The organism is Halomonas shantousis, assembly GCF_054654615.1.
The window spans coordinates 1,359,889-1,384,502 of sequence record NZ_BAAIER010000002.1 but is presented as its reverse complement, the minus strand read 5'-3'; the positions used below and the strand labels follow the sequence as shown (position 1 = coordinate 1,384,502).

20 protein-coding genes and 1 other RNA gene are annotated in these 24,614 nt (G+C 63.9%); 8 read left to right on the top strand and 13 right to left on the bottom strand.

The window, feature by feature from the left end; genetic code table 11:
* Positions 1–57: 57 nt before the first annotated feature.
* On the bottom strand, positions 58–516 hold the full coding sequence (locus ACYQ12_RS06855; protein ID WP_459869402.1) for a hypothetical protein: 459 nt from the start codon (positions 514–516) through the stop codon (positions 58–60).
* A 48-nt stretch (positions 517–564) separates the two neighbouring features.
* Here ACYQ12_RS06855 and ACYQ12_RS06850 point away from each other — a divergent pair, with 48 nt between their 5' ends.
* On the top strand, positions 565–2,640 hold the full coding sequence (locus ACYQ12_RS06850) for a S9 family peptidase (RefSeq protein ID WP_459869400.1): 2,076 nt from the start codon (positions 565–567) through the stop codon (positions 2,638–2,640).
* Positions 2,641–2,756: 116 nt separating this feature from the next.
* Here ACYQ12_RS06850 and ACYQ12_RS06845 read toward each other — a convergent pair whose 3' ends face one another.
* The 7 genes from ACYQ12_RS06845 to ffs form a co-directional block, all read right to left on the bottom strand.
* Positions 2,757–3,206: a YcgN family cysteine cluster protein gene (locus tag ACYQ12_RS06845; protein ID WP_459869398.1), complete on the bottom strand. Its 450-nt coding sequence runs from the start codon at positions 3,204–3,206 to the stop codon at positions 2,757–2,759.
* Between the two features lie 135 nt (positions 3,207–3,341).
* The gene (locus ACYQ12_RS06840; RefSeq protein ID WP_459869396.1) at positions 3,342–3,632 is read right to left on the bottom strand and encodes a YcgL domain-containing protein; all 291 of its coding nucleotides are present in this window, start codon (positions 3,630–3,632) and stop codon (positions 3,342–3,344) included.
* Between the two features lie 3 nt (positions 3,633–3,635).
* Positions 3,636–4,763, bottom strand: a complete 1,128-nt coding sequence (rnd, locus tag ACYQ12_RS06835) for a ribonuclease D (RefSeq protein WP_459869394.1) — start codon at positions 4,761–4,763, stop codon at positions 3,636–3,638.
* 153 nt (positions 4,764–4,916) lie between these two features.
* Entirely contained in the window at positions 4,917–5,531 is a 615-nt protein-coding gene (gene recR, locus ACYQ12_RS06830; RefSeq protein WP_459869392.1) for a recombination mediator RecR, read from the bottom strand.
* Entirely contained in the window at positions 5,531–5,857 is a 327-nt protein-coding gene (locus ACYQ12_RS06825; protein WP_459869390.1) for a YbaB/EbfC family nucleoid-associated protein, read from the bottom strand. The genes recR and ACYQ12_RS06825 overlap by 1 nt, the downstream gene beginning before the upstream one ends.
* Positions 5,858–5,900: 43 nt before the next feature.
* Complete coding sequence (dnaX, locus tag ACYQ12_RS06820) at positions 5,901–7,991, bottom strand: DNA polymerase III subunit gamma/tau (RefSeq protein WP_459869388.1); 2,091 nt, start codon at positions 7,989–7,991, stop codon at positions 5,901–5,903.
* A 170-nt stretch (positions 7,992–8,161) separates the two neighbouring features.
* Positions 8,162–8,258: signal recognition particle sRNA small type (gene ffs, locus ACYQ12_RS06815), an RNA gene on the bottom strand.
* A 413-nt stretch (positions 8,259–8,671) separates the two neighbouring features.
* Between ffs and ACYQ12_RS06810 the strand changes: the two genes are divergently transcribed.
* Positions 8,672–9,895 carry an ATP-grasp domain-containing protein gene (locus tag ACYQ12_RS06810; protein WP_459869386.1) on the top strand — a complete coding sequence of 408 codons (1,224 nt, stop codon included), beginning with the start codon at positions 8,672–8,674 and terminating at the stop codon, positions 9,893–9,895.
* A gap of 28 nt (positions 9,896–9,923) precedes the next feature.
* Positions 9,924–11,933: a hypothetical protein gene (locus ACYQ12_RS06805; RefSeq protein ID WP_459869384.1), complete on the top strand. Its 2,010-nt coding sequence runs from the start codon at positions 9,924–9,926 to the stop codon at positions 11,931–11,933.
* A 46-nt stretch (positions 11,934–11,979) separates the two neighbouring features.
* On the opposite strand, the gene ACYQ12_RS06800 is transcribed toward ACYQ12_RS06805, so the two are convergent.
* The 4 genes from ACYQ12_RS06800 to ACYQ12_RS06785 form a co-directional block, all read right to left on the bottom strand.
* Positions 11,980–13,026, bottom strand: a complete 1,047-nt coding sequence (locus tag ACYQ12_RS06800) for an AbrB family transcriptional regulator (protein WP_459869382.1) — start codon at positions 13,024–13,026, stop codon at positions 11,980–11,982.
* A 105-nt stretch (positions 13,027–13,131) separates the two neighbouring features.
* Positions 13,132–14,649 carry a tripartite tricarboxylate transporter permease gene (locus ACYQ12_RS06795; RefSeq protein WP_459869380.1) on the bottom strand — a complete coding sequence of 506 codons (1,518 nt, stop codon included), beginning with the start codon at positions 14,647–14,649 and terminating at the stop codon, positions 13,132–13,134.
* Positions 14,649–15,101, bottom strand: coding sequence for a tripartite tricarboxylate transporter TctB family protein (locus ACYQ12_RS06790; protein ID WP_459869378.1), 453 nt, complete (start codon positions 15,099–15,101; stop codon positions 14,649–14,651). Before ACYQ12_RS06790 ends, ACYQ12_RS06795 begins: the two co-directional genes overlap by 1 nt.
* Positions 15,101–16,087 (bottom strand): Bug family tripartite tricarboxylate transporter substrate binding protein, encoded by a 987-nt coding sequence (locus ACYQ12_RS06785; RefSeq protein WP_459869376.1) that lies wholly within the window; start codon positions 16,085–16,087, stop codon positions 15,101–15,103. The genes ACYQ12_RS06790 and ACYQ12_RS06785 overlap by 1 nt, the downstream gene beginning before the upstream one ends.
* Before the next feature lie 188 nt (positions 16,088–16,275).
* On the opposite strand from ACYQ12_RS06785, the gene ACYQ12_RS06780 reads away from it, so the two are divergent.
* Genes ACYQ12_RS06780 through ACYQ12_RS06760 form a run of 5 tightly spaced genes read left to right on the top strand, consistent with a single transcriptional unit; the run spans position 16,276 to position 20,926 of the window.
* The gene (locus tag ACYQ12_RS06780; protein WP_459869374.1) at positions 16,276–16,893 is read left to right on the top strand and encodes an IclR family transcriptional regulator; all 618 of its coding nucleotides are present in this window, start codon (positions 16,276–16,278) and stop codon (positions 16,891–16,893) included.
* A 19-nt stretch (positions 16,894–16,912) separates the two neighbouring features.
* Positions 16,913–17,581 (top strand): response regulator transcription factor, encoded by a 669-nt coding sequence (locus tag ACYQ12_RS06775; RefSeq protein ID WP_459869372.1) that lies wholly within the window; start codon positions 16,913–16,915, stop codon positions 17,579–17,581.
* A complete protein-coding gene (locus ACYQ12_RS06770) occupies positions 17,578–18,972 on the top strand; it encodes a sensor histidine kinase (RefSeq protein ID WP_459869370.1) in 1,395 nt (464 codons plus the stop codon). The genes ACYQ12_RS06775 and ACYQ12_RS06770 overlap by 4 nt, the downstream gene beginning before the upstream one ends.
* The gene (locus ACYQ12_RS06765; protein ID WP_459869368.1) at positions 18,969–20,165 is read left to right on the top strand and encodes an ABC transporter substrate-binding protein; all 1,197 of its coding nucleotides are present in this window, start codon (positions 18,969–18,971) and stop codon (positions 20,163–20,165) included. The genes ACYQ12_RS06770 and ACYQ12_RS06765 overlap by 4 nt, the downstream gene beginning before the upstream one ends.
* A complete protein-coding gene (locus ACYQ12_RS06760) occupies positions 20,162–20,926 on the top strand; it encodes a TlyA family RNA methyltransferase (protein ID WP_459869366.1) in 765 nt (254 codons plus the stop codon). Before ACYQ12_RS06765 ends, ACYQ12_RS06760 begins: the two co-directional genes overlap by 4 nt.
* Here the strand turns inward: ACYQ12_RS06760 and mscK are convergent, their stop codons facing one another.
* Entirely contained in the window at positions 20,927–24,388 is a 3,462-nt protein-coding gene (mscK, locus tag ACYQ12_RS06755; RefSeq protein ID WP_459869364.1) for a mechanosensitive channel MscK, read from the bottom strand.
* Between the last annotated feature and the right edge of the window lie 226 nt (positions 24,389–24,614).

The window sequence follows — 24,614 nt, the reverse complement described above, 5'->3', positions numbered from 1 at the left end:
TGATCCGGCCTGACATGCTTGCTTGCAGTCCGAACCTGGCGATACAGCACCGCGAGTTCAGCCTAGCACCGGCTCACGACGCCTCGGTGTCTCGGAGCGCCCGTCATCGCGCGACGTTTCGCGCCGCGGTCCCCCGCGTGGGGAAGACGGCGGCTCGTCATCATGCGCATCCCGGCGTCGGCGCCAGACCCACAGCAGCACACCCGCTACCGCGCCCACGCCCATGCCGACCAGCAGCAACGGCAGGGCCACGCTGATCTGCGCCGTGTCGTGCTGCAGCACGCCGACGGCCGTCACCACCACGGCCGGTGCCACGCCGGAATAGCTCTGTTCGGCATCCACCACGACAATGCTGAAGGGCGCCGGCGCCCACAGCATGCCAGCCACCAGCCCCGTCACGATTAGCCGCGGCAGGCGCGGCAGGAAACGAATCCCGAGATAGCCAGTCAGCAGCACGACCAGCGACAATACGACATAGCTCAGCCATAGTAGTGGCAGCGAATCGGAAATCAGCATTGCGCCCCTCTCTCCGCGATTCATTTACAATATGGTACACGTCACCCGATGAAAGCACAGCCGTACAACTGCGTTACTGCCCCCTCAGCCAAACGCTCCCCCGTCCTGCGGTTCCTTCGCCCCGAAGATCCCCACTGGCACTGGCTGGAAAACCGCGACGATGCTGCCGTCAAGGAGTTCGTTGAGGCAGCCAATCACGAATTCAATACATGGTTCGCTCCGCTGGAGCCCTTGGTCGAAACGCTCTACCAAGGCCACCTTGCACGCCGCGAACTGGCCGTCGAAGGGCTCAGAACGGCACTGACCCATTACACCTACTGGAGCGAGACGGCCGCAAACGCGGACTATCCCATCTGGTGGCGTCACGCCAATCATGCACCCGAGCGCCCTGAATGTCTGCTGGATGTCGAAGCCCGTGCCACGCAGCACCCCTATCTGGAACTGGGCGATCTTGCGGTCTCCCCGGATGAACGGTGGCTGGCCTGGACCGAGGATACGCAGGGCGACGAATATTTCGACCTGTTTCTGTGTCAACTGCCGGATGGCGATCCCCAGCGGCTGGCCAAGGGGATCGGCCCCGATCTGACCTGGGCCGAGGACAATCGCACTCTGCTCTTTACGCGCTACGATGCCACGCAGCGTCCGGCCAGCGTGTGGCGGTTGGATCGTGAAGACAGCGATCCCGTTCAGATCTTCGAGGAGACCGATCCCGAATTCTGGCTAGGCCTCGGCAAGACCCGCTCGAAGACCTGGCTGATTCTCGAGACGGCTTCCAAGGATACTTCCGAGTGTCACCTGATTCCGGCCCACGCGCCGCATACGCCGCCACGCTGCGTGCGAACCCGGGTTCCCGGCGTCGAGTACGGCATCGATCATCGCCCGGGAACGTTCTACATCCTGCACAACGAGCAGGCACCGCACTTTCGCCTCGACACGGCTCCCGAGCGGCAGCCGGACCGGTGGTCACCGCTTATCGAGCATCATGAATCGTTGACTCTGGAGGGCATCGACGCCTTCGCCTGGGGACTCATCCTTACCGAGCGCGATCATGACGAAGCGCAGGTCCACCTGCGCGTGATCGAACTCGACGCCGATGGCGTCACGCCCCGTCAGGTCCGGCGCTTGCCCCTGCCCGAGTCGCCCTGCAGCCTGATGCTGGGCGATACTCCCGACTTCGCCGCCCGGCGTCTACGTCTGCGTGAGGAGTCGTTCACCATGCCGGTACGCTGGATCGAGCACGACCTGGATAGCGACGCCCGCCGCCTGCTCAAGGCACAACCGGTCCACGGCTCTCTCCAGCCCGAGCAGCTCGTCTGCCGACGCCTTTGGGCAACGGCACACGACGGCGAACGGATCCCCGTTTCGGTGGTGGGTCTGGCGGAAACGCTGGGCAAGGAACCGCTGCCCACCCTGCTCTACGGCTATGGAGCCTATGGCGAGGTGCTCGACCCTTGGTTCTCCGTGGCCCGACTCGAGCTGCTCGAACGCGGTGTCGCCTTCGCCGTGGCCCATGTGCGCGGTGGCGGCGATCGCGGCGAACCCTGGTATCTGGCGGGTAAGCTCGAGCACAAGGAGAACAGCTTCCGCGACTTCCTGGCGGCGCGTGATGCGCTCGTCGAGTCCGGCATCGCCGACGGCGAACGCATCGCCGCCTATGGCGCCAGCGCCGGCGGCCTGCTGGTCGGCGCCAGTCTCAACCTCAGACCCGAAGCCTTCTGTGCCGCGGTGCTCGACGTTCCCTTCGTCGATGTCCTGCGCACCATGGAGAATCCCGACCTGCCGCTGACCACCGCCGAATATACCGAATGGGGCAATCCCAACGAACCGGACGCGCGCCATCGCATTCGCGCCTATTCGCCACTGGACAATCTCTCGGCGCAGCCCTACCCCACCGTTTTCCTGCAGGGCAGCTGGCACGATTCGAGAGTCCCCTACTGGGAGCCGGCCAAGCTCTACGCCAAGCTGACCGAACTGGACAGCGCACGTGGACCGGTGCTGCTGCGCACGGACATGGAAGCGGGACACGGCGGCGCCTCGGGACGTTTCAAGGCCTGGCATGACAACGCCCGCCAGGACGCCTTCATTCTCTGGGCGCTGGGACGGGCGGAGAACAGGGCGGACTGAGGCGAGCGACCTCACTCACCGAAACCGGCGGTACGGAGCGCTCGAAGCAGACCATGCCGTCGAACGCTCCGGCCAGCTCCAGGGGTCGCCGCCGCCGCTCAACAAGAGCGGCGAGGTCACTCGTCGATGGGCAGGATGGCGATGATGTGCTCCTCGTAGTCCCGCTCGGGCACATGCAACTCGGAAACGGCAAAGGAGCGTACGCTGATGCCCTTGCGATGCATCCTGTCGGGGCCGCCGCTGCGCAGGGGATGCCAGTGTGCCAGCTTGCGCCCCTCCGCAAGGCGCCGGTAGGCGCAGGTCTGAGGCAGCCAGCGAAACAGTTCGATCCGGTCCAGGCTCAGCTGGGTGCAGCCCGGCACCCGCTTGAAGCGGCGCTTGTAATCGCTGCAGCGGCAACTGCCGATATCGAGCAGTTGGCAGGCCACGTCGAGCGTGGCGATATCTCCCGTCGCCTCATCCTCGATCTTGATCAGGCAACAACGCCCGCAGCCATCGCACAACGCCTCCCACTCCTGCTGGGTCAGTTCCTCGAGCGAGTAGCGCTCCCAGAATCGCTCGCGCATATGATGATTTCCATGTAGCAAGAAGCTCAGGCCTCGACCAGCATTTCCGGGCCCGCCCGCCATGACAAGCGTCGACAGACCACGCCCGGCAGATCAAGCGGATTCGGCGATCATCGCCTGCAGCGTGGCTGGTCGCTAGTAACGGGCCTGGGTCGGTGTCCGATACAGATCCAGCAGATACGCCTCCTTGGCCGGCGGCATCTGCAGGTAGTATCCCCGTTCATCGATCTGGGCAATGACCTTGGCGGCCTCGACGCGCGCCAGAGGCTTGTCCTCGGTAAGAATCATCGTCATCACCGGAACCGGCTTGCCGAAGCGCTCCAGTAGCACCTCGGGCACATCGCCCATGCCCCGGCTCTTGTCAATGTAGAGGTACATTTCGTCCTTGAGCGAACTCTTGAATACTTCACATAGCATCTTGCGCATCGTTCACTCCACCTCGGTCAATGCATGTTCGAAGCGTTCGGCCAGCAGCTCGCCCCGCCAGCCCACCGGCAAGGGTAGCGGCAATCCATTGAGATCGGCGATGACCAGTGCCTCCAGATCGCGACGCTTGGCCAGCATTTCAGGAACCAGGCCCAATCGCTGCGCCTCGCCACTGACGACATGTTTCAAGGCCTTGAAACGGCGCTTGAACGGTGCCGCCATGGGAGAGGGCAACGGCTCGGGCAGATCGGATTCACCGAGGTGCAATACTCCCTTGACCTGCTCCAGCAAGCTGTCACCCTCACGCTTGACCAGAGACGGCTTGACGCCCTCGATGGCCGCCAGTTCATAGCGATTCTTGGGCAGTGCCGTGGCCACGGCAAACAGCACGTTGTCGCTGGCCAGCCAGCCGCGCGGCAGATTTCGCCGGCGCACCTCGCCCTCCCGCCACGCCGTCAGACGCTGATAGGCCGCCATCTGACGGGGCGTCAGGCGCCACAGCTGGCGATGGCGCCGATACCACTCGCTGTCGGCGCTGTCGTCACGCCGTGCTCCTTCGACTAGCGCTGCACACTCGGACTCCAGCCAGCCCAGCCGTTGCCGGGCCTCGAGCGCCTCGCGCTGGGCCGACCAGATACCGGGCAGGTAAGCGACATCGAGCGCCGCATAACGCATCTGCGCATCACTGAGCGGACGTATCAGCCAGTCGGAGCGTGTCTCATCCTTGGGCAGATGCTCGCCGGTCCAGGCTTCGACCAGACGTTGATAACCCATGGCGGCATCCTCGCCAAGCAGTGCCTGGGCGACCTGAGTATCGATCAGCGGCTGCACCGTGACACCGGCCCAGTTGGCCAGGACTTCGAGATCCTCGCTGCAGGCATGAAGCAGCTTGACCGGGCCCTCTTCCCCCAGCAGGCGCTGCAGCGCCGGTGAGGCGGACAGCGCCTGAGGATCGATCAGATAGACCTCGCTGCCGGCGCTCAACTGTACCAGGGCCGGAATCGGAAAGAAGGTGGACTCGCGAATGAATTCGGTATCCAGCGCCAGGCATTCGGCCGTTCGCAGCGTCTGGCACGCCTCATCCAGCGCCTCGACCGTGTCGACCCAGTGGATCTCGCAATTCAGGGACATCGAATTTCCTTTATGATACGTCTGGGGCAGCCCACTGCGCGTGAGTCACGTTTATATGTCAGAAGGATCGGGGCCGGACGGGCAAGCGGAGCGCCCTGGCACGGATGCCGGCATGAGCTGTCATGCCCGGTAGAATTCATGTCGTCGGCAGCTTCAGTCGAGGGCGTCGCGTTGGAATGGAAGACGACCATTGAATGCCCGACTCAGCGTGCCGCCATCGACGTACTCCAGCTCGCCGCCCATGGGAACGCCATATGCCAGCCGCGAAAGGCGAATATCGGAGCTCCGCAACTGCTCGGCAATGTAGTGCGCCGTCGCCTCGCCCTCGACGGTAGGGTTGGTGGCCAGAATCACCTCATTGATCACGCTCTGCTGCAATCGAGCCTCCAACTGGTCGAGCCCGATGTCATCGGGGCCGACGCCATCCAGCGGAGACAGGTGGCCATGGAGTACGAAGTATTGCCCGCGGTATCCACCAGCCTGCTCGATGGCCAGCATGTCGGCGGGGGATTCCACCACGCACAGCTGCCCCTCATCGCGACGGGCATCGGCGCAGAGCGTACATATCGGCTCTTCGGTCAGAGTCCGGCAACTACGGCAATACCCCACCTGTTCCAGCGCCTGTCCGAGAACCTCCACCAGACGGCGCCCCCCGTGACGGTCGCGCTCGAGCAGATGCAACGCCATGCGCTGCGCGGTTTTCGGACCTACGCCCGGCAACACGCGCAGCGCTTCCATCAATTGATCGACAAGGGGCGAAAAGCTCATCAGAACGGCATCTTGAATCCGGGCGGCAGATTGAGACCGGCCGTGGCTTCTTCCATCTTGGCCTTGGAGGTGACTTCCACCTTGCGCACGGCATCATTGACGGCCGCCGCCAGCAGGTCCTCGAGCAGTTCCTTGTCCTCCTCCATGATGGAAGGGTCGACCTCGACGCGACTCACGTCATGGCGACCGTTCATGGTGACCTTGATCATGCCGGCACCGGCCTCGCCCGTGACTTCCTGGCGCGCGACCTCCTCCTGCATGCGCTGCATCTTTTCCTGCATTTCCTGGGCCTGCTTCATCAGGTTGCCCATTCCACCCTTGAACATGCTGTCACCTCGTATCGTCGTCTTGGCGAGACGGCCTGGCGTCTCAGGAAGCGGGTTGCGAATTCTGCGAGGTCACGCTCTGCTCCAGCAGGCGGGCCCCGAACTGCACTTCTAACTCCTGAATATGAGGGTCACGGCGCAGCGCTTCAACCGCCTGGAGATGTCGCTCATGCGCTTCTCGGTCGCTCCTGGCCTTGGGCGTCTCGACATGCCCAGGCAGATCACCGGGTTCGATCGCCAGGTGCCGCCGGACGACCCCCGCATCCTTCAGTGCCGCCTGCACCCGCTCGACATGAACCTCGGCGTGCATTGCCGCCTGACTCGGGTCCAGCCGTAGCATCAGGCTGTCACCATCGTCACGCTCGACGATGCAGTGCGCGGCGAGATTACGGGTCAGCCCTCCCAGCGCCAGACGCGGAAACAGTTCGAGCCAGGCCGTGTGGTCGAAGGCTCCTGCGGTGGCCTCGTCAATCCCCGATGCCGGCTCATCCATTGCCGGGGGCGGCACCTCCTCCGGAGCAGCGTCCATTTGCGGTACGCCAGCGGAATGCGACGAAGCGTCAGAGCGCGACGCTGGCGCGGCATGTGCCGAAGGCGTGCCTGCATCAGAACTCGGCGTCTTTGCCGGAGCTGACTCCTGGGGTGGCGAAACGCGCGACTCCACGGCCCAGGGCGGCGGCTCATCCGGCGGCTCCGCCAAGGCGGGCCGGGCTTCCTCGGCATCGGCCGCGACAGTTGTCGGCTCGTTATCGAGGGCCGGCTCGTCGTAAGAGAGAGGAGCAGCCTCCTCCGCTGCGCCAGCCTCGGCCACTGGCCAGCGGGCCTCATCGCTGCTCCGCTCAGCCGGACCGGAATCCGCCGGACCGGAAGAAGCCGCCTGCGTCCGAGGCAGTTCCGGCTCACGCTCGGGAAGGGAACCGGCGGATTGTGCAATCCGATGCTCGGCGGAGGCCACGGCAGACGCCGCGTCCGGGATAGAGGCCCCCGGCCCGGTCTCAGGCGTCGGCTCTGCGCGCATCGGCAAAGGCGTCTGCGGCGGCTTGGGCACGCCCTGAGGCCGGAAGGCCAGCATGCGCAACAAGGTCATTTCCAGTGCCGTGCGCATATCCGGTGCGCTGACCATGTCGGCACGCCCCTGCAGGGCGATCTGGTAATAGAGCTGTACGTCCTCGGCCGTGAAGCGCGACGCCAGCATCAGCAGCGCTTCGCGATCGCCGTGCCCGTTATCCAGTGCCTGCGGCACCATCTGGGCAATGGCCAGGCGATGAAAGACGCCCGCCAGATCGTCGAGCACTCCGCCGAAATCGGGCCCCTGCTCGGCCAGACTGGCGATCTCGGCCAGTACCCGCGCTGCATCGACATCCGCCAGCGCCTCGGCCAGCGCCAGCAGATGACGCTGATCGAGCGTGCCCAGCATGGCGGCGACGTCGCCGCGCTGCACGCTTCCCTGACCGAAGGCAATGGCCTGATCGGTCAGGGACAGAGCGTCGCGCATCGAGCCATCCGCCGCCTTGCCCAGCAACCACAGTGCCGCTTCCTCGAAGGCCACTTCCTCCGCCTCGAGCACGCGGGAAAGATGCTCCACCACACGCTCCGGGGGCATGTTCTTCAGCGTGAACTGCAAGCAGCGCGAGAGTACCGTCACCGGCAATTTCTGGGGATCGGTGGTGGCCAGCAGGAACTTGACATGGGGCGGCGGCTCCTCGAGCGTCTTGAGCAGCGCATTGAAGCTATGCGTGGACAGCATGTGCACCTCGTCGATGAGATACACCTTGTAGCGTCCCTGGGTGGGCGCGTACTGCACGTTGTCGAGCAGCTCGCGGGTATCCTCGACCTTGGTGCGCGAAGCGGCATCGACTTCGATCAGATCGACGAAACGCCCCTCGTCGATTTCCCGACAGGTCTCGCAGACACCGCAGGGCGTCGATGTCACGCCCGTTTCGCAGTTCAGGCACTTGGCGAGAATCCGTGCCAGCGTGGTCTTGCCGACACCGCGCGTCCCGGTAAACAGATAGGCATGATGCAGACGCCCCTGATCGAGAGCGTTGATCAACGCGCGACTGACGTGCTCCTGCCCCACAAGCTCGTGGAAGGTGCGTGGACGCCACTTGCGGGCCAGTACCTGATAGCTCATGCGGCGCGGAATCCTCACGGCTGGATGGCTGCCATATCCGCTGCACTGAAACGTGCAGCGCTCGTTGACAGCGAGAGTGCAAGTCAAAAAAGAGAGTGGGCTTATTCTAGCGGTTCGGCTTCACGCCGCAAAGGAAAGACTCGACGGGCGGACGCCTGAAATGGAGGCGGCCCCGCCAGCCACATCCCGGCACACGCAGCCACCACTACCGTTGCTCCCTTCCGGGCCTGGCGGGGTTCGCGGTTTAGCGTTGCGGGAGGACCGACGGGGCCACCACAGCGTGCTGTACAAGACAGCAATTCGGCGCTTTGCCGCTTCCTGTTTGCAGGTGGCCTGTTGCCACTCCACGAAGGGCTTGCCGAGCGAGGGCGCAATATACCAGTGCCTATGAGCGACGGCAAGGGACCTTGCTCGCAGAAAAGCCGGCGGCGTCCTTCACAAACGTCCGGCATTGGCGCTGTAGCGCCTCTGCCACCCGACATGGCACATGACACCTCTTTTTGTTTCGTGAGGTTAAATTATGCAAATCTGCAGAGATTTGCTTTGAACGAGGTCTCAACTGCTAGACTGGCAAAAACACAACGATAACTCCCAAGGCGTCAGAGCTCATCTGCTATTTCGCCAACCTGCTGGTCACGATCCCCGCTAAGGACGCTACCAGCCCGACAGGAGATGCACGCATGAACAAGGACAACAGCAAGGGTTACGTTGCCATTCTCGGCTGGAGTCTCAGCTGCATCGAGGCGCTCGATCGCTTCGACCGACGCTATGTCATCGTGGCGCCGGAGTGGGCCGCAGATTACTGCAAGGAACACGACATTCCGTATATTCCCTGGAATTTCGAGCGTCTCAATGACCGCTCCATGGAGATCGCCGAAACGCTTAAAGGTGAAGGTGTCGACGTTGCCATTCCGCTGTTCGAGGAAACCGTCGAATGGGCAGGCGCGATCAACTCGGTGCTGATGGACAACCCTCGTCTGTATGGACAGTCGATCCTGTTTCGCGACAAGGCGCTGATGAAGCGCCGTGCCCAGCTGGGAGGTATCCGCGTGGGGATCTTCGAGGAAGCCCACGACCGCGAAGACGTGGTGCGCTTCCTCAAGCGCGTCAACCAGACCCTGCTCAAGCTTGACGGCGACCCCAACGATCCCATCCATCTCAAGGCCTTCGACAAGGCCGGTTGCCTGGGGCACCGGGTGATTCGTACGCCTGACGAGATCGACACGATCCCGGAAGAGGAGTTTCCGGTGCTGATGGAGAGCCATCTGGACGGCTGGGAGTTCGCCGTCGAGGCTTGGATTCACGATGGCAAGATCCGCTTCATGAACATCTCCGAGTACGTGACGCTGGGCTATTCGGTGTTCGTACCCGCCACGCCGGAGCTGGAAAAATACCGCCCGCAGATCACCGCGCAGATCGAGAAGCTGATCAAGACCTTCGATATCCAGTTCGGCTTCATTCATCCCGAGTACTTCGTCACCAGCGATGGCGAAATGTATTTCGGCGAGGTCGCCTATCGTCCGCCGGGTTTCAAGGTTTTCGAACTACTGGAGCGCGCCTACGGTTTCAACGCCTATCAGGGTATGGTGCTGGCCTTCGACCCCAAGGCCACCGAGGAAGAGGTCAAGGCATTCTTTCCCCGCGAAGTGGTGGATGCCAAGGGGTATGCCGGCTGCTTCGGCGTCTATCCACGCCGGCGTGTGGTCAGCAAGCTGGAGATTCCCGAAGAAACGGAGCAGCACGACTACTTCGAGTCCCACGAACTGACCGCGCCTCTCGAGGAGACCGTCACCAAGCGCACGGCCTTCGGCACGCACTGGGGACTCGTGTATTTCTTCGGTGACGATCCACACCGGATGCGCGATTTGCTAAAACACCAGGAAGATCTGGATTTCTACGTCTAGAAATCCCAGGGCGCAACGAGGAGCACGCTTGACTAGTCACGATGAAAGTGCCGGCAACTTGGAGAAGTTGCTGGCCAATCTGGACGAAGCCATCGAAATCCTGGCCAGAACCAGCGATTTCGCCAAGGCAACGAAAACCGGCCGGGTGATGACCGTGGCCAAGCGTGTCCTGATGTTGAAAGGAGGTTTCGAGGCCATCGAGCAGCGTGTCCCTGCCTTGGAGGAGGCGGGTATCTTTCGCGGCTCGGACTGGGCCCACCCCGAGACTCTTTTGCCAGCGCTTGTCCCGGGTACGCTGCGCAGCGGCGAGCCGAACATGGTGATGCTCGAATGCCTCAGCGAGCTACGCATGCTGGCGGTGGCACGGGGAAACTACGTGCACCCGCAGATATCCGTGGAACAGGCCCAGCATTTCCTCACTCAGGTATTGGCGCTCAACCTCGAACTGCTGTTCACGGCTCCCAGCGAAGCAGAACGCGTTCAGCAGGGCAACCTGGCCCAGTTGACCCGGGCGCTCTATCACTATCTGGCCGAAGGCATCGGCTTCGAGAAGATCATCGATCGGTTGATCGACGAGATCTGGCGCATCCTGGAACAGCGTCCGATCCAGGTCGCCTCGATCAAGCGCATGGTCACCCAGATCGCCGTATGCCGGGCCCGACCGGATGTCGACCTGGGCACCAGCGGACGCGGCGCAGACCGCCTGATCAGCAGTCTCTACGGCCCGACTCACGCCAGCCGCGAGGATCCCGGCATTGACGCTTACTGGGACCGTATCGCCATGATGGAAAGCGCCGCCCTGCAGCAGGAAGCCAAGGGCTTTGCACGCGCCATGCACGATACAGGGCTGGTCTCGCCCTATCACCCGGTCCTGCTGCGCCATTTGCTCGACCACGGCGAACATCTTCTCGCCGAGGCGCTGGGTCTGAGCAGCACCGGACGGGACTGTCTGCTGTGCTACCACCAGTTGATTCGCACCCTGATCCAGGAAGCCATCCACCCGGAAACCAGCCAGGCCGTATTCGGCCTTTCCCTGCTGCTGGAGCGCGGCATCCTCTATCAGCCACCGGTCGCCCCGGCATTGTGGCGCCAGATTTCTCTGGTGCTGTCTCCGCAGGCCGAAGCCCGCTTACGTCTGGGCTTCGGTGATGTGCCATCGCCCAAGTCCCGTCTGATCGAAGGCGTGCTATGCATGCTGGGGCTGCCGCTGGGCGTCGGCCAGGGCAATAACCCAACCTGTCAGTCGGCTCGAGCGCTCTCCATGTGGGCCTACAACGATCCCGACTATCTGTTGCAAATCGTCGCCTGGGCCGCCCGCGACGATGAAGTGATCATCCACTTCGAAGGCCAACCCGTCTCCTCGAGGGAAGCCGCCACGGGACTGGTGACCGAAACCAGTCTGGATCTGGACCCGGTATCGCTGCTGGTGGTGCCGCATCTGGATCGCATCTACGCCGAAATGGGGCGGCGCTGCCTCGATCGTGGCGAAGATCCCCATCGTTGGGTCAATCCGGAATTCCACGGCTGGTGGACGGGACGTGGCTTTCGCATCGCCGTGGATGTCGCCACCGGCAAACTGCATCAGTTAGAAGACTTTCTGCGCCACTTCTACGCCAGCTACCACCCCTACTACAACGGCAACCAGCCCGTTATTCATCCGCAGCCGGCCGGCATTGCCGTGACCGACAGCGCCGCGCGCTTCGTCGGCTGGCACGCGATCACGCTGCTGCGCGTCAATCTCGATCCGCAACAGACCATGCGGGTGTACTTCTTCAACCCCAACAATGACAGCGGCCAGGACTGGGGCAACGGCGTAGTGGTGAGTACCGCGGGGCACGGCGAGCGCTTCGGTGAAGCCTCCCTGCCCTTCGAGCAGTTCCTGTCACGGCTATACATCTTCCACTACGACCCACTCGAACCCGGCGAGCCGGCCGAGGTCTCGGAGGAGGAGATCGTCACCGTGATCGAGATGATTCGCCATAGCTGGGGCGTGGACCGTCTTCCGGCTTCGGGGCTGCAAGCCGATCCGGGTTATTAAGCCCGTCAACTTTGCGCGGCACGGCGAGATCACGCCTTATGCGGCGTTACCGGCGGCCAGGTCGCTTCCAATGAGCCGTCTGCTGCCGCTTGAGCCAGCGCGCCCAGAGCGGTGCGACGATCATCAGCATGAGCATGCGCAGCAGGTGGTGGAAGGCGACGAAGACCGGATCGAGATTCAGTGCCACCGCCACGATGGCCAGTTCGCCGATGCCGCCGGGCGCCAACGCCAGCAACGCCACGTCACGCGGTACGCCCACCGTGAGATGGATCAGCTCGGCGAAAACCGCCAGCACTCCCAGTGCGATGGCCGTCGCGACGCCGGATTCGAACACATAACGCCACAACCGCCGTCCCGAGAGCCCCTTGAAGCGCGAACCGATGGCGCTGCCCAGCACCCAGAGCATGATATCCAGCCCCCACTGAGGGGGATGAAAGCTCGCCGTACCGGTAATGCCCAACACCGCCGCCAGGGCCAGCGGCGCCAGCAGCGAAGGCGTGGGCAGGCGCAGCCAGCGCCCCAGCGGAATCACGACCGGCAGCGCCAGCAGCAACCACAGGCCGCTCGTCGCCACCGTCGTAACGGCGGTCTTGTCGACATCCTCCAGCATCCAGAACAGCGGCGGCAATGTCAGGATCACCAGGATCACGCGTAGCGACTGGGCAACCGCGATACGCTGCGGGTCGCCACCCACCTTGTCGCCCATCATGATCATCGCCGTCATCGCGCCCGGCGCCGCCGAGAACCAGGCGCTGACCGGGTCGAAACCACAGCGGCGATACCAGGCGGCCACGCAGGTCACCGATACCGTGATACCGGCCACCAGCAGCGCCGCCGAAAGCGGCCAATCGAGCATGCGGCTGGCCAGCGCGGGCGTCACCTGACTGCCCAGCACCAGCCCCAGCATCCCCAGAAAGCCTTCACGCAGCGGCTCGGGCACCTTCACCGAGACGCCACGCATCGAGGCGACGAGATTGGCGATCAACGGCCCCAGCATCCAGGCCAGCGGCAGTCCTGTCAGCTGAAACAGCACCCCGCCCAGCGCCCCGATCAGCAACGCCCGCAGCAGAGCCTTTCCCGACTCGGAACTCACCTGGCCTCCTCGCCCTATCCTTTCATGCAAAAACCCCGGCGGACCCTGCCCGCCGGGGTGACGTACCCTAACACTTCGTCAATGGAGATTCAGTCGGACACCGGCTCAGTCGGTCTGATCCCCAGCCGCGGCCTTCATGCGTCGACGCAGGATCGGCCCGACGATCACCGGCAGCACCAGACCGGCAATCGCCACGACCCATAGCCCCAGCGATAGACCGCTGCTCCACAGGACCGTCCAGTCGCCATCGGAAAGATCCAGCGCATGGCGCAGGTTCTTCTCCATCTCCGGCCCCAGCAGCAGCCCGAGGATGATCGGCACCAGCGGGATCTCCAGCTTGCGCAGGAAATAACCGGCCACGCCGAAGGCGACCATGAAGTAGAGATCGAAGGTCGAGTTGCTGATCGAGTAGATGCCCACGAAAGCGACCATGGTCACGATCGGCAGCAGGTACATCGGCGGCACCGACAGCAGCTTGACGAAGATCCCGACCAGCGGAATGTTCAGCAGCAGCAGCAGGAAATTGCCGATCAACAGCGCGGCGATCACGCCCCAGACGATATCCGCGTGCTGGGTGAACATCAGCGGCCCGGGGGTGATGTTCAGCGAGATCAGCAGCGCCAGCAATACCGCGGTGGTACCGCTGCCTGGCACGCCCAGGGTCAGCATGGGCACCAGCGCACCGCTTGAAGCGCCATTGTTGCCGGATTCCGGCGCGGCGACGCCACGCGGGTCGCCCTCGCCAAAGTAGCCCTTCTTGCCGAGAATCTTCTTTTCCAGGGTATAGCTGATGAAACTGCCCAGCGATGCCCCGGCCCCCGGCAGCACGCCGGAGATGAAGCCCAGCACGCCGCCACGCAGCGAGGTAGGCAGAATGCCGGTAATGTCCTTCCACGACAGCTTGAGCTTGTTGACCTTGATCTGCTCCTTGCCGCCGCCGGCACGATCCTCGATGAAGAACAGCAGCTCGGAAATCGCGAACAGACCCACGATGGCGATAATGAAATCCACCCCCTCGTAGAGGTGGAGCGAGCCGAAGGTGTAGCGCTGGGTGCCGGTATTATCGATCCCCACCGTGGCGATCATCAGACCGATGGCTGCCGCCATGATCGTCTTGACCGGGTTCTTGCCGGTAATGCCGCCCAACGTGGCAAACGCCAGCACGAACAGCGCGAAATACTCCGCCGCCCCGAAGGTCAGGGCGAACCTGGCCAGCAACGGCGCCAGCAGGATCAGACCGATAGTCGCGATCAGGCTGCCGATGAACGAAGCCACGGCGGAAATCGCCAGCGCCTCGGAGGCCTTGCCCTTCTGCGCCATGGGATAGCCGTCGAGGCAGGTCATCATCGCCGGTTCGTCGCCGGGAATGTTCAGCAGGATGGACGAGATGCGCCCGCCGTACATGGCCCCGGCATATACCGCGGTCAACATGATCAGCGCCGTTTCGGGGCGCAGTCCCAGAGTGAAGGCCAGCGGAATCAGGATCGCCACGCCATTGGCCGGCCCCAGGCCGGGTAGCGCGCCGATCAGCGTGCCCAGAAAGGCTCCCATCAGGGCGAACATCAGATTGTGCGGCGCCAGAGCGACGCCGAACCCGTCGATCAGGTAATTCAGGGTTTCCATCAGCTCGCCTCCAGCACGCTAAGCAGGCCCATCGGCAACGGCAGATCGAGGGCGAAGGTGAACAACAGAAACACCACCACACCCGCCACCAGTCCGGTCACATAGGCGCGTACCGGTGCGGCCCCCATGCGCCAGCACAGCGTCCCCACCGCCAGCGTCGTGGAAACGATGAAACCCAGCGGCTCCAGCAGCAGCGTATAGGCGACCAGCACTACCACTGCAACCACCAGCTCCAGCGCCGTGCGCCCCACGGGCCAGGCATTGTCGGTATCGGGTTTCACGATCAGGTAGAGGCTGGACAACGCGAGTATCACTGCCAGGATCTTGGGAAAGGTCTCGGGGCCGACCGACTCGGACCCACCGAACGGCTCGGGAAACTGCATGGCGCCCCAGCCGTACGCGACGGCCAGGACGAGCATCAGTACACCGAAGATGCGATCGTTGATTGCCATTACCGGATCAGCCCGATTTCCTTGGAGAGGGATTCGATGTCATCGATCTGCTGCTTGACGAACGCTTCGAACTCGTCGGCGCTCTTGTGGAAGGGCATCAGGCCGTTCTGCTGCATGACACTCTGCCACTCGTCGCTCTCATAGACGGTGTCCATGGCATCGATCCAGTACTGCTTGGCATCGTCGGAGATATCCGCCGGCATGTAGAAGCCGCGCCAGTTGGGACCGACGACATCGATGCCCTGCTCCTTGGCCGTGGGAATGTCGGCGAACTCCCCTTCCAGGCGCTCATCGGCCAGCACCGCCAGCACGCGCAGGTCGCCGGATTCCATGAACCCCTGGACTTCGGTGAGGTCGCCGGTGAATGCGTCGACATGGCCGCCTACCACCTGCGTCATGGCCTCGCCGCCATTGTTGTAGGAGAGATAGGGAATGCGCGGCAGGTTCTCGACCCCGGCTTCCTTGGCAGCGATCAGAACCTTGAGGTGGTCCCAGCCTCCCTTGGCACTGCCACCGGCGAATTTCACCGCACGCGGATCCTGCTTCAGCGCCTCGAGCAGAGACGGCAGATCCTGGTATGGGGAATCCTTGCCTACGGCGATGACCCCGTAGTCGGCGCCCAGCGCACCGATCCAGTTGACCATGTCGGCGTCGAGGCCCTGAAACTGGCCCTGAGCCAGTCGCGTGGTGGTCGCCGTGGATGCCGCGACGAGCAGTTGTTCGTCACCGGCCCGCTTGCTCACGGTGTGTGCATAAGCCACACCACCACCGGCGCCCGCCATGTTGATGGTCTGTACGCTGCGCGGCACCAGATCGAGTTCTTCCAGTACATTGCCCACGCTGCGGCAGGTGAAATCCCAACCACCGCCCGGATCGGAAGGCGCGATGCACTCCACCTTGCCGGACGGCTCGAAGGCCATGGCCATACCGGCACTCAGAGTCAGTGTGACTGCAGCGAACAGCTTGAGTGGCGTTCTCAGTGACATTGTCGTTATCTCCAGACATTCGAGACGAAAGGGTTGCCAGAAAGCTGACACTACCTTACGATTCTGTAAGGCAGAACGTCATTCCTTTGGGCAGAAAGTATGTGCGCGCGGTGGGGATCGTCAACGCCAAACCTCTGCATTGCCACTAAAGTTGAATACCCGAACCGCACGCCTCATGAGGGCAATACATGGCACAAGACCGTGTCGAGGCCGTCGAACGGGCCCTGACCATTCTGGAAGCCTTCGATACCGAGCAGGAGAGTCTGTCATTGGCCGAACTGGCCGAGGCCACGCACTTTTACAAGAGCACGCTGCTACGCCTGATCGGCTCCCTGGAGCGTTTCGGTTACGTACAGCGCAATACCCAGGGGCGCTACTGCCTGGGGCCGGCCCCGGCGCGCCTGGCTCGCCGGCACCTTCCCTCACGACAGCTCGCGAGCTGGGTGCAACCGGTACTGGAAACGCTGGCCATGACGACGGGAGAAACCGCGTCGCTGCTGGAAGTCAGCGATCGTCAGGTGGAGTGTCGTCTGGTCGCCCATCCCGAAAGCGCGCTGCGTCATGACCTGAGCACCGGTAGCCGCTGGCAAATGATGGAGGCAGATGCCACACCGGCCCTGTCGCTGCCGGGTGGCTGCATGGTCTGCCAGCCGCTGGCGCAGGCCGGCCAGGCGTTGTGGCTTGCGCTGTCGGGCCCTGTCGGCCGGCTCGATCCCGATGCGGCCAGACAGGCGCTGCACCAGGCCGTCGCGGATCTGCGCACGGGACATGGCGTGCCATTCCCTGCAACCTGCGACGCCGTATGACGCTTCTCGGGACAAGACCATGACCCTACTGCTGGTAGAAGACGATGCCCTGCTCGCCGAAACCCTGCATGACGCCTTGAGCCTCGACGGCCATCGCGTCGAAGTGATTCAGGACGGCGATCTCGCTCACGCCCGACTGTCCCGACCCGATCACGGCGTCGAGCTGGTCCTGCTCGACCTCAACCTGCCGGGGCGCAGCGGCCTGGAAGTGCTCGAGGTCCTGCGGGGCATCGATCGCGACACGCCGGTGCTGATCCTGACGGCGCGCGGTGCTATCGAGGATCGCGTGCGCGGTCTGGACCTCGGCGCCGACGACTATCTGGCCAAACCGTTTGCCCTCGACGAGCTCGAAGCTCGGGTTCGCGCCTTGCTGCGCCGCCGCCAGCAGACCAGCAGCGACCACCTCCAGGTCGGCGCGCTCAGTTTCGACAGCGTGGCACAACGCTTTCACCTGGGCGACACGTCCATGACGCTGCCACCCCGGGAGCAACGCCTGCTGGCGTGCCTGATGCGCCATGTCGGGGAGCCGGTCGACAAGGGCCGTCTATCCGCCGAGGCGTTCGGTGGGGAAAGCCTTGGCGACAATGCCATCGAGGTGTATATCCACCGCCTGCGCCGCCGCCTGGCCGACTCCGGCCTCGTGCTGCGTACCGTGCGGGGTCTGGGTTATCTGCTGGAGGTGTCGTGAGCGCGACGCAGGCTTCGTCCGGCGCGCGTCACAGCCTGTACGGGCGCCTGCTGACATGGCTGCTGGCCCCGTTGCTGGCGCTGGGTACGTTGATGCTGATTCAGGCCTTCGTCTCGGCTCGCAATGCCGCCGATCAGGCCTTCGACCGTCTGCTCGAGGCCGCTTCATTGTCCATTGCCGAACAGGTCAAGTGGCAGCAGGACCGGCTATGGATGGACCTGCCGCCCGCGTCGCTGGAGATGCTCTCCACCGACGCCCAGGAGCGCATCTTCTATGCGCTCTACGACGCCGAGGGCACCTTCATCACCGGCAACACGCCACTCCCCGGCCTGCCGCTGGACGCCGACGAAGAGATGGGGTTTCGCAACGTCGACTGGCAGGGCAATACGCTACGCCTCGGCGTGCGTCAGGCGCGACTGGAGGGCTGGAATCGGCGCGATCGTTTCGAGGTTCGCGTCGCCCACACCCGGGAGGGCCGCGAACAGCTGACCGGCGAGCTGTTTCGCGGCAGCGTGATTCGCCTTGCCCTGATGGCGCTGCTCGCTGCCGCTGTCGTGCTGCTATTCTCGCGCATCGCCCTCTCGCCATTGACCCGCCTGCGTCGCGCCATTCGCGAACGCGACCCGCGCACTCTGGAGCCGCTGGATATTCCGTTGCCCCGCGAGCTGGCCGAACTGCGCGAAACGCTCAATGAGCTGCTGGCGCGCATGCGCCGGGTGCGGGCCAACCAGGATCGTTTCATCGGTGACGCCTCGCACCAGTTGCGAACTCCGCTGGCCGGGCTCTCCGCACGGGCCGAGCTGGCATTGCGCCACCAGGACCCGGCCGCCTGGCGCGAGGCCCTCGTCGTCATGCAGGAAACCTCGGCACGCACGGCGCGCCTGGCGGTCCAGCTGCTCTCGCTGACCCGGCTCAACAATCCCGAGGCCGCCCCCGATCGGCAGCCGCTGGAGCTTGGCGGCGTCGCTCGGGAGGCGGTACGCAACGCCCTCGGTGCCTGCCATCGCGACGGGCTCGATCTGGGGCTGGAACTGCCCGAGACGGCGGTCTGGATCCGCGGAGTCGACTGGCAGCTCGAGGAGGCTCTGGCCAACCTCATCGACAATGCCCGCCGTTACGGGGCACACAGCATCACGGTACGCGTCACGGCATCACCGCCATGCCTCGAGGTCGAAGACGACGGCCCCGGCATTCCCGCCCCCCAGCGCCTGTTGATGCTACGTCCCTTCCATCGCGGTATCGAGGGCAACCATGGCTCGGGACTGGGCTTGGCGATCGTCGACGGCATCGCCCGCACCCATCAGGCCCGCTTGAGCCTGAACAGTGCCCAGGCGGGGCGCGGCCTGCGCGTCAGCCTGCGCTTTCCCTCGGCTTCGGAGACCACACCATGACATGCCGGGTCGGCGGACATTTCCCTCGGCAAGCGCTGCTGAGCCTGCTGCTGCTGTGTGCCGCGCTGCTGGCGCATGCCGAGACGCGGCTGCATTATTCTGCATCCCAGGGCCCGACGTTTCAGGGCAGCGTCGGCGAAACCCAACCGCTGACCATCCACGGTGCTCTCGACCCGGCGCTGGCAGCGCCGCTGCTGGAGGATTTCCAGGCTCGTCATCCGACGGTGGAACTGACCTACCATAACCTGACCACGATGGAGATCCATCGGCACTTTCTCGCCACTCCCGCTACACCGGAAGCGGATGTCATCCTCTCGTCGGCCATGCCCTGGCAATATCAACTGGCCAACCAGGGCTATGCGGCACCGCTGTCATCGAGTGTCGCCAGCGCCTGGCCCGAATGGTCGCGCTGGCGCCATGAGCTGTTCGGTTTCACCTTCGAACCCATCGTCATCGTCTATCGTCGTGAGTTGCAGGAGCGCTACGGCCCCATCGACAGTCATCAGGCCCTGCTCGAGCTGTTGATGCACGAGCGCGATGCCCTGAAAGGCAGGGTCGTCACCTACGACCCCGTCGAGAGCGGTGTCGGTTACACCTATGCCATCGAGGACGCGCAGATATCCCCCCGCTACTGGGATCTGGTGGCGGCACTCGGCGGAGCCGAGGCCGATCTGCAGGGGACGACCGGCGCCATGCTCGAGGGCCTTGCCAGCGGACGTTACCTGATCGGCTACAATCTGCTGGGCAGCTATGCCAGCCGTTATGTCGAGCAGCACCCCGAGCTGATCGTCGCGGTACCCACCGACTATGCCCTGATCACCCAGCGCCTGGCGCTGATTCCCAGGAATGCCCGCCATCCCGACACGGCGCAGCAGTTTCTCGCCTATCTGCTGAGTCTGCCCGGCCAGCGGATCATCGCCGAGCATACCCCGCTGGGCGCCGTTCATCCGCAGCTCACGGGACCGGGCAGCGCCCAGGCCCTGCATGAGCAACTGGGAGATGCCCTGCGGCCCATCCGTATCGGGCCGGGGCTGCTGGCAACGCTGGACACCCTCAAGCGCGATAGCCTGCTGGAGCGCTGGCAGCGGGAATTCACACGCTTTACCGAGGCAGCCGACAAGCCCGGCTGCACGCCCCCAACGCCATGCCCCTCGAGGGCTCCGCAAGGACACACGGTAGAAGACACGCAATGACACGACTCGATCAATTGCTGGTTACCCAAGGCCTGGTTCGCTCACGGACCCGGGCACAGCGTCTGATTCGTCATGGCAAGGTCGCCCTGATCGGCGCAGACGGCGCGGCCAGGATATTGACCAAACCCGGCGAGAAACTCGTCGAGGACAGCCGCTTCGAAATTCATGAAGATGCCGAGGAGCGCTACGTTTCCCGGGCCGGCCTCAAGCTCGAGGCGATCCTCGTGCAGCTCGGCTTGCGCCTCGATGGCCTGACGGTACTCGACATTGGCCAATCCACCGGTGGTTTCACCGACTGCGCGCTGCGCTTTGGCGCCTTCCGGGTCATCGGCATCGAGGTCGGTCACGGGCAGCTCGATGCCGAGCTGCGCGGCGATTCGCGGGTAGTGTGCCTGGAAGGCGTCAACGCGAGGCGTCTACCCCGCCGGCAACTGGCCGAGCTGGCCCCCGAAGGCATTCACATGGCAGTGATGGATGTGTCGTTCATTTCGCAGACCCTGATCCTGCCGGAACTGGCCGCGGTCCTGCCGCCAGGCAGCCAATTGCTGTCGCTGATCAAGCCGCAGTTCGAAGTCGGCCCCGGCAAGGTGGACCCTCACGGCATCGTACGTGACGCCACGCTCTATGCCGACGTCGAACGGCGCATCCGCGACTGCTGCCGCGAACAGGGGCTGACGATCCATCACTGGCAGGACAGCCCGATCCTGGGCGGCGACGGCAACCGCGAATTCCTACTCCACGCCGAGCGTGTCGCCGACTGATCAGCGCCCCCCGCCGCCTCCGGCGTCGCCATTCCCTCCGCCGTCCCCGGCGTAACCCAGGCTGTCGAAGCCGGGGTCTCGTACCCGGCTCTGTTCACCCTGTATCTCGCTTGCGTCAGGCGGCGCGGGACGCGACGAGCCGACCTTGGCTGTCCGACCCTCGCTATTGTGCAGCCACACGTCCATCTGATTGAAGGCGATGCGGATGCCGTGATCGCGAAACAGTGCGTCGAGACGCCGGTTGATCTCGTCGGCGGCGTAAAGACGATCCATCAGATCATTGACGAAGATGCGCAGTTCGAAATTGAAGGCCGTCGGGCCGTAACTGGTACAGAACACCTGCGGCTCCGGATCCTTGAGTACTCGCTTGTTCTCGGTGGCGACCTGGCGCAGCAGACGATGAACGGTGTCGAGATCCGAGCCGTGCGCCACGCCGTAGCTGAGCACCACCCGGGTGACATTGTCCGACAGCGACCAGTTGATCAACTGGTCGGTGACGAAGGTCTTGTTGGGAATGATGATCTCCTTGCGATCGAAGTCGGTCATCGTGGTGGCGCGGATGCGAATACGGCTGACGGTGCCGTGCAGATTGCCCAGGGTGATGGTATCGCCGATGCGCACCGGGCGTTCGAAGAGAATGATCAGGCCGGAAATGAAATTGGCGAAGATTTCCTGCAGCCCGAACCCCAGCCCCACGCCCAGGGCCGCCACCAGCCACTGCAGCTTGTCCCAGGAGACCCCCAGCGTGCTCAGCGAAACGACGATGCCGGTACCGATGATGAAATAGGAAAGCAGTGACGTGATCGCATAGGCACTGCCCTGCTGCAGGCTCAGGCGCGACAGAACCATCACCTCCAGCAAGCCGGGAAGGTTGCGCGCCATCACCAGCGTGAGCGCAACGAAGGCCAGCGCCGTAAAGATGTCGGCCACCGTCACCGGACTGGTGGTCAGCGCCTCGCCGACGCCGCGCTCGATGTTCCAGACGGTCACACGATCGAGATAGGACAGTACCGTCAGCAGATCGGCCCAGACCAGGTACAGCACCAGAGTGAAGACCAGAAACAGGATCAGCTTGGACAGGCGCAATGATTGCTGGTTGACCTGATCCATGTCCAACGGCGGCTCCTCGACCACTTCCAGGCCGCCTTCCGCACCCTCCTGTACCTGGGCACGGCGTCTTGCCACAGCCCGGCGATAGGCCAGGCGCCGGGCGGCTACCGCCAGCCCTCTTACCACCGCCGCCTCGACGAGAATCCAGAGTCCCAAGATATAGATGGTGGTGATCGAACGGCCGGTCAGCCGCAGTGCGGTGTACTCGTAGCCCAGCACGATCAGCCCGGCCAGCACCAGCGGCACCGCGGCCAGTGCCAGTCCGAGCGCCAACCGAAGCAGCTTGGGGCCGAAAAAGGGAATGTGGGCCAGGATCAGACGTGTCAGCAGCACGCTCATCGCCACCAGCCCGCCAAGCAGCAGGAGCAGCGACAGCGGCCGTTCGGCCAGGCGCGCATCGGTATACTGGCTCAGGTTGCTGATCAGAATCACCGGTATCAGCGCGATTCCCAGCCAGAACAGCAGCCGGCGAAGACGGGCCACGTAGTGGCTGGACCAGTGAAAGTGGCGCGACGCCACGCCGTCGGGAATCAGCAGCCGTCTGGCCAGGGCGAACACGCCCCACGCCAGCGCCAATTGCAGCAGGGCATCGCCCAGCACCATGGCGAAGGCCCCGCCCCCCAATGTCAATGCACCGCCGAGTGCCGCCAGTAACAGCGGGCCATGCGCTGCCAGCAGGGCGTTGAGTGCAATGGCCCGCGGCGTGTGCATCTGCGTGTCGCGCTTGAGGCGGCCGATCTCGCCATGCAGCACCAGTAGATGGGCCTTGATGCGACGGCGATATCCCAGCAACCCTCCTGCCAGCAGCACCAGCGGCAGCATCCATGCCGCCTCGGGCCGGGGCGGCTGCCACAGGCTCTGGAGCGCCGTCTGCCATTCGCCCTGGGTGATCTGCTGCATCAGCGCAGCGGGAAATTGCTCGAGCCATGCCAGATCCAGCGGCCGGCCGTTGGCCACCCAGAACAGTTGCTCCTCGATGGTGGCACGCAGCGAATCGCTGATCTGCAACAATTGCTGCTGATTGAGCTGCAGATCGATGGCCACCGTCAGCAAACGACCGTATTCCTGCTCGAGCTGATCGACCAGGTCCCGGCGTGACTGGAAAAGCCGCATCAGGGCATCACGCAACGCGGGAGTCACCTCGAGGCCGGCTTTCTGCAGGCTTTCTTCGGCCAGTTGCCGGGGATTGCGCAGCGTGTCGCTCTGCTGGGAGAGATCGAACTGGCGCAGCCGCAGGTCGGCGATCTCGTCCTGCAGGCCACGCCGAGTATCCACGTTGGGCAGCGACTTGCGCTGTTCGCGCAGGATACGCGACAACAGCAGGCTGCCGCGTATCGCCTCGATCTGCTCCTCCAACGTGCGCTGAACCTGGCGCACCCGGTCGAGCTGGGCCCGTGTGCCGATACTGTCACGGATCAGACCGTTGGTACGGTCGGTTATGCGCAGCAATTCCTGGCTCAGCTGGCGGTTGGTTTCCTGCACCTTGTTGAGCACCGGATGCCCCGCCGTCGCTTCGGCGTCGTCCCGCCCGGCATCGGCAATGGTGCGCTCGGAGGCCAGGCGACGCTTACGGTCGAGCACGGTCTGCAATACCGATAGCCGGTTCTGTTCGATCTCGACGCGTCGCTCCAACAGATCACGCCGCTGCAGGGCCAGTTCCCGCAGGCGGGTATTGTGGGCAAGCTCGCGCTGGTGCAGCTGCACCTGGCGCTGCGCAAGTGCCTGAGCGATCGCGTAATGGTCGCGCTGCGCCTGAACGAGTTCACTCTCGCCAGCGTTGGAGAGCGCGTCGAGTTTGCTGCGATACTCCTCGGCCCGCTTCATCGCTTCGGAAATGGCCGCCTGAGCCCGTTCGGGCAGGGTCTGGGCGCTGATCAACTGGGCCTTGACGTCGGCCAGTTGATTCTGAAGATCATCGAGGGTCTCGAGCGACGAGCGGGTCTGCTGTTCGATGGCATCGAGCGACATGTCATCGAGATCCTCCGCCGAGGGAATCTCGCTCGTCTCGTTCAGGTCCTCCAGCTCCCGCGCCAGATGCTGGGTCTCCTGAGGCGCACGCTCCACCTTGTCCTCGAGGGCCTCGAACTCATTTTCGATGGCCGTGAGCTGTTTTAACGCGTCCCGGGCGCTGCGGGTGCTTTCCAGCGCCTGTGTCTGAGCATCGCTGGGCTGCTCGATGCCCTGCAGTTGTTCCAGACGCTGTTGAAGCGCCTCTTCGGAAGGCAGCTCGGCGGCCAATCCCGCACCGGAACATAGACACCAGAGCAACAGGCCCGCCGTCAGACAGCGACGGACATGCGGCAGCAGGAACGCAAACAGGAGAGAGACCCGGCAGGCATCGCGGCGCGCCATGTATGACCTCATGGTGAAGAAACCCGAACGCGATTGTCGATGCCACGTTCCGTCTTGGCAATTGGGTGCCTCAAATTTACCCGGCTTCGGCAGGGTCGCCACGCCCGACGCAGTAACCTGTCATCGCCCGGCGACATGGCGTGGCGCAACATCCGCATTGACTTGTGCTACGACCATGGTAGAAAACACCCTTTGCACACCGACAAACAGGAAGCGTCATGACGTC

What these genes read in the sequence shown, in the direction of transcription:
- ACYQ12_RS06845 (WP_459869398.1), bottom strand. Translation starts at nt 3,206, where the DNA reads ATGCGCGAGCGATTCTGGGAGCGCTACTCGCTCGAGGAACTGACCCAG.
- mscK (WP_459869364.1), bottom strand. Translation starts at nt 24,388, where the DNA reads ATGGCGCGCCGCGATGCCTGCCGGGTCTCTCTCCTGTTTGCGTTCCTG.
- ACYQ12_RS06780 (WP_459869374.1), top strand. Translation starts at nt 16,276, where the DNA reads ATGGCACAAGACCGTGTCGAGGCCGTCGAACGGGCCCTGACCATTCTG.
- recR (WP_459869392.1), bottom strand. Translation starts at nt 5,531, where the DNA reads ATGAGCTTTTCGCCCCTTGTCGATCAATTGATGGAAGCGCTGCGCGTG.
- dnaX (WP_459869388.1), bottom strand. Translation starts at nt 7,991, where the DNA reads ATGAGCTATCAGGTACTGGCCCGCAAGTGGCGTCCACGCACCTTCCAC.
- ACYQ12_RS06760 (WP_459869366.1), top strand. Translation starts at nt 20,162, where the DNA reads ATGACACGACTCGATCAATTGCTGGTTACCCAAGGCCTGGTTCGCTCA.
- ACYQ12_RS06785 (WP_459869376.1), bottom strand. Translation starts at nt 16,087, where the DNA reads ATGTCACTGAGAACGCCACTCAAGCTGTTCGCTGCAGTCACACTGACT.
- ACYQ12_RS06795 (WP_459869380.1), bottom strand. Translation starts at nt 14,649, where the DNA reads ATGGAAACCCTGAATTACCTGATCGACGGGTTCGGCGTCGCTCTGGCG.
- ACYQ12_RS06850 (WP_459869400.1), top strand. Translation starts at nt 565, where the DNA reads ATGAAAGCACAGCCGTACAACTGCGTTACTGCCCCCTCAGCCAAACGC.
- ACYQ12_RS06790 (WP_459869378.1), bottom strand. Translation starts at nt 15,101, where the DNA reads ATGGCAATCAACGATCGCATCTTCGGTGTACTGATGCTCGTCCTGGCC.
- ACYQ12_RS06825 (WP_459869390.1), bottom strand. Translation starts at nt 5,857, where the DNA reads ATGTTCAAGGGTGGAATGGGCAACCTGATGAAGCAGGCCCAGGAAATG.
- ACYQ12_RS06855 (WP_459869402.1), bottom strand. Translation starts at nt 516, where the DNA reads ATGCTGATTTCCGATTCGCTGCCACTACTATGGCTGAGCTATGTCGTA.
- ACYQ12_RS06765 (WP_459869368.1), top strand. Translation starts at nt 18,969, where the DNA reads ATGACATGCCGGGTCGGCGGACATTTCCCTCGGCAAGCGCTGCTGAGC.
- ACYQ12_RS06840 (WP_459869396.1), bottom strand. Translation starts at nt 3,632, where the DNA reads ATGCGCAAGATGCTATGTGAAGTATTCAAGAGTTCGCTCAAGGACGAA.
- ACYQ12_RS06810 (WP_459869386.1), top strand. Translation starts at nt 8,672, where the DNA reads ATGAACAAGGACAACAGCAAGGGTTACGTTGCCATTCTCGGCTGGAGT.
- ACYQ12_RS06775 (WP_459869372.1), top strand. Translation starts at nt 16,913, where the DNA reads ATGACCCTACTGCTGGTAGAAGACGATGCCCTGCTCGCCGAAACCCTG.
- rnd (WP_459869394.1), bottom strand. Translation starts at nt 4,763, where the DNA reads ATGTCCCTGAATTGCGAGATCCACTGGGTCGACACGGTCGAGGCGCTG.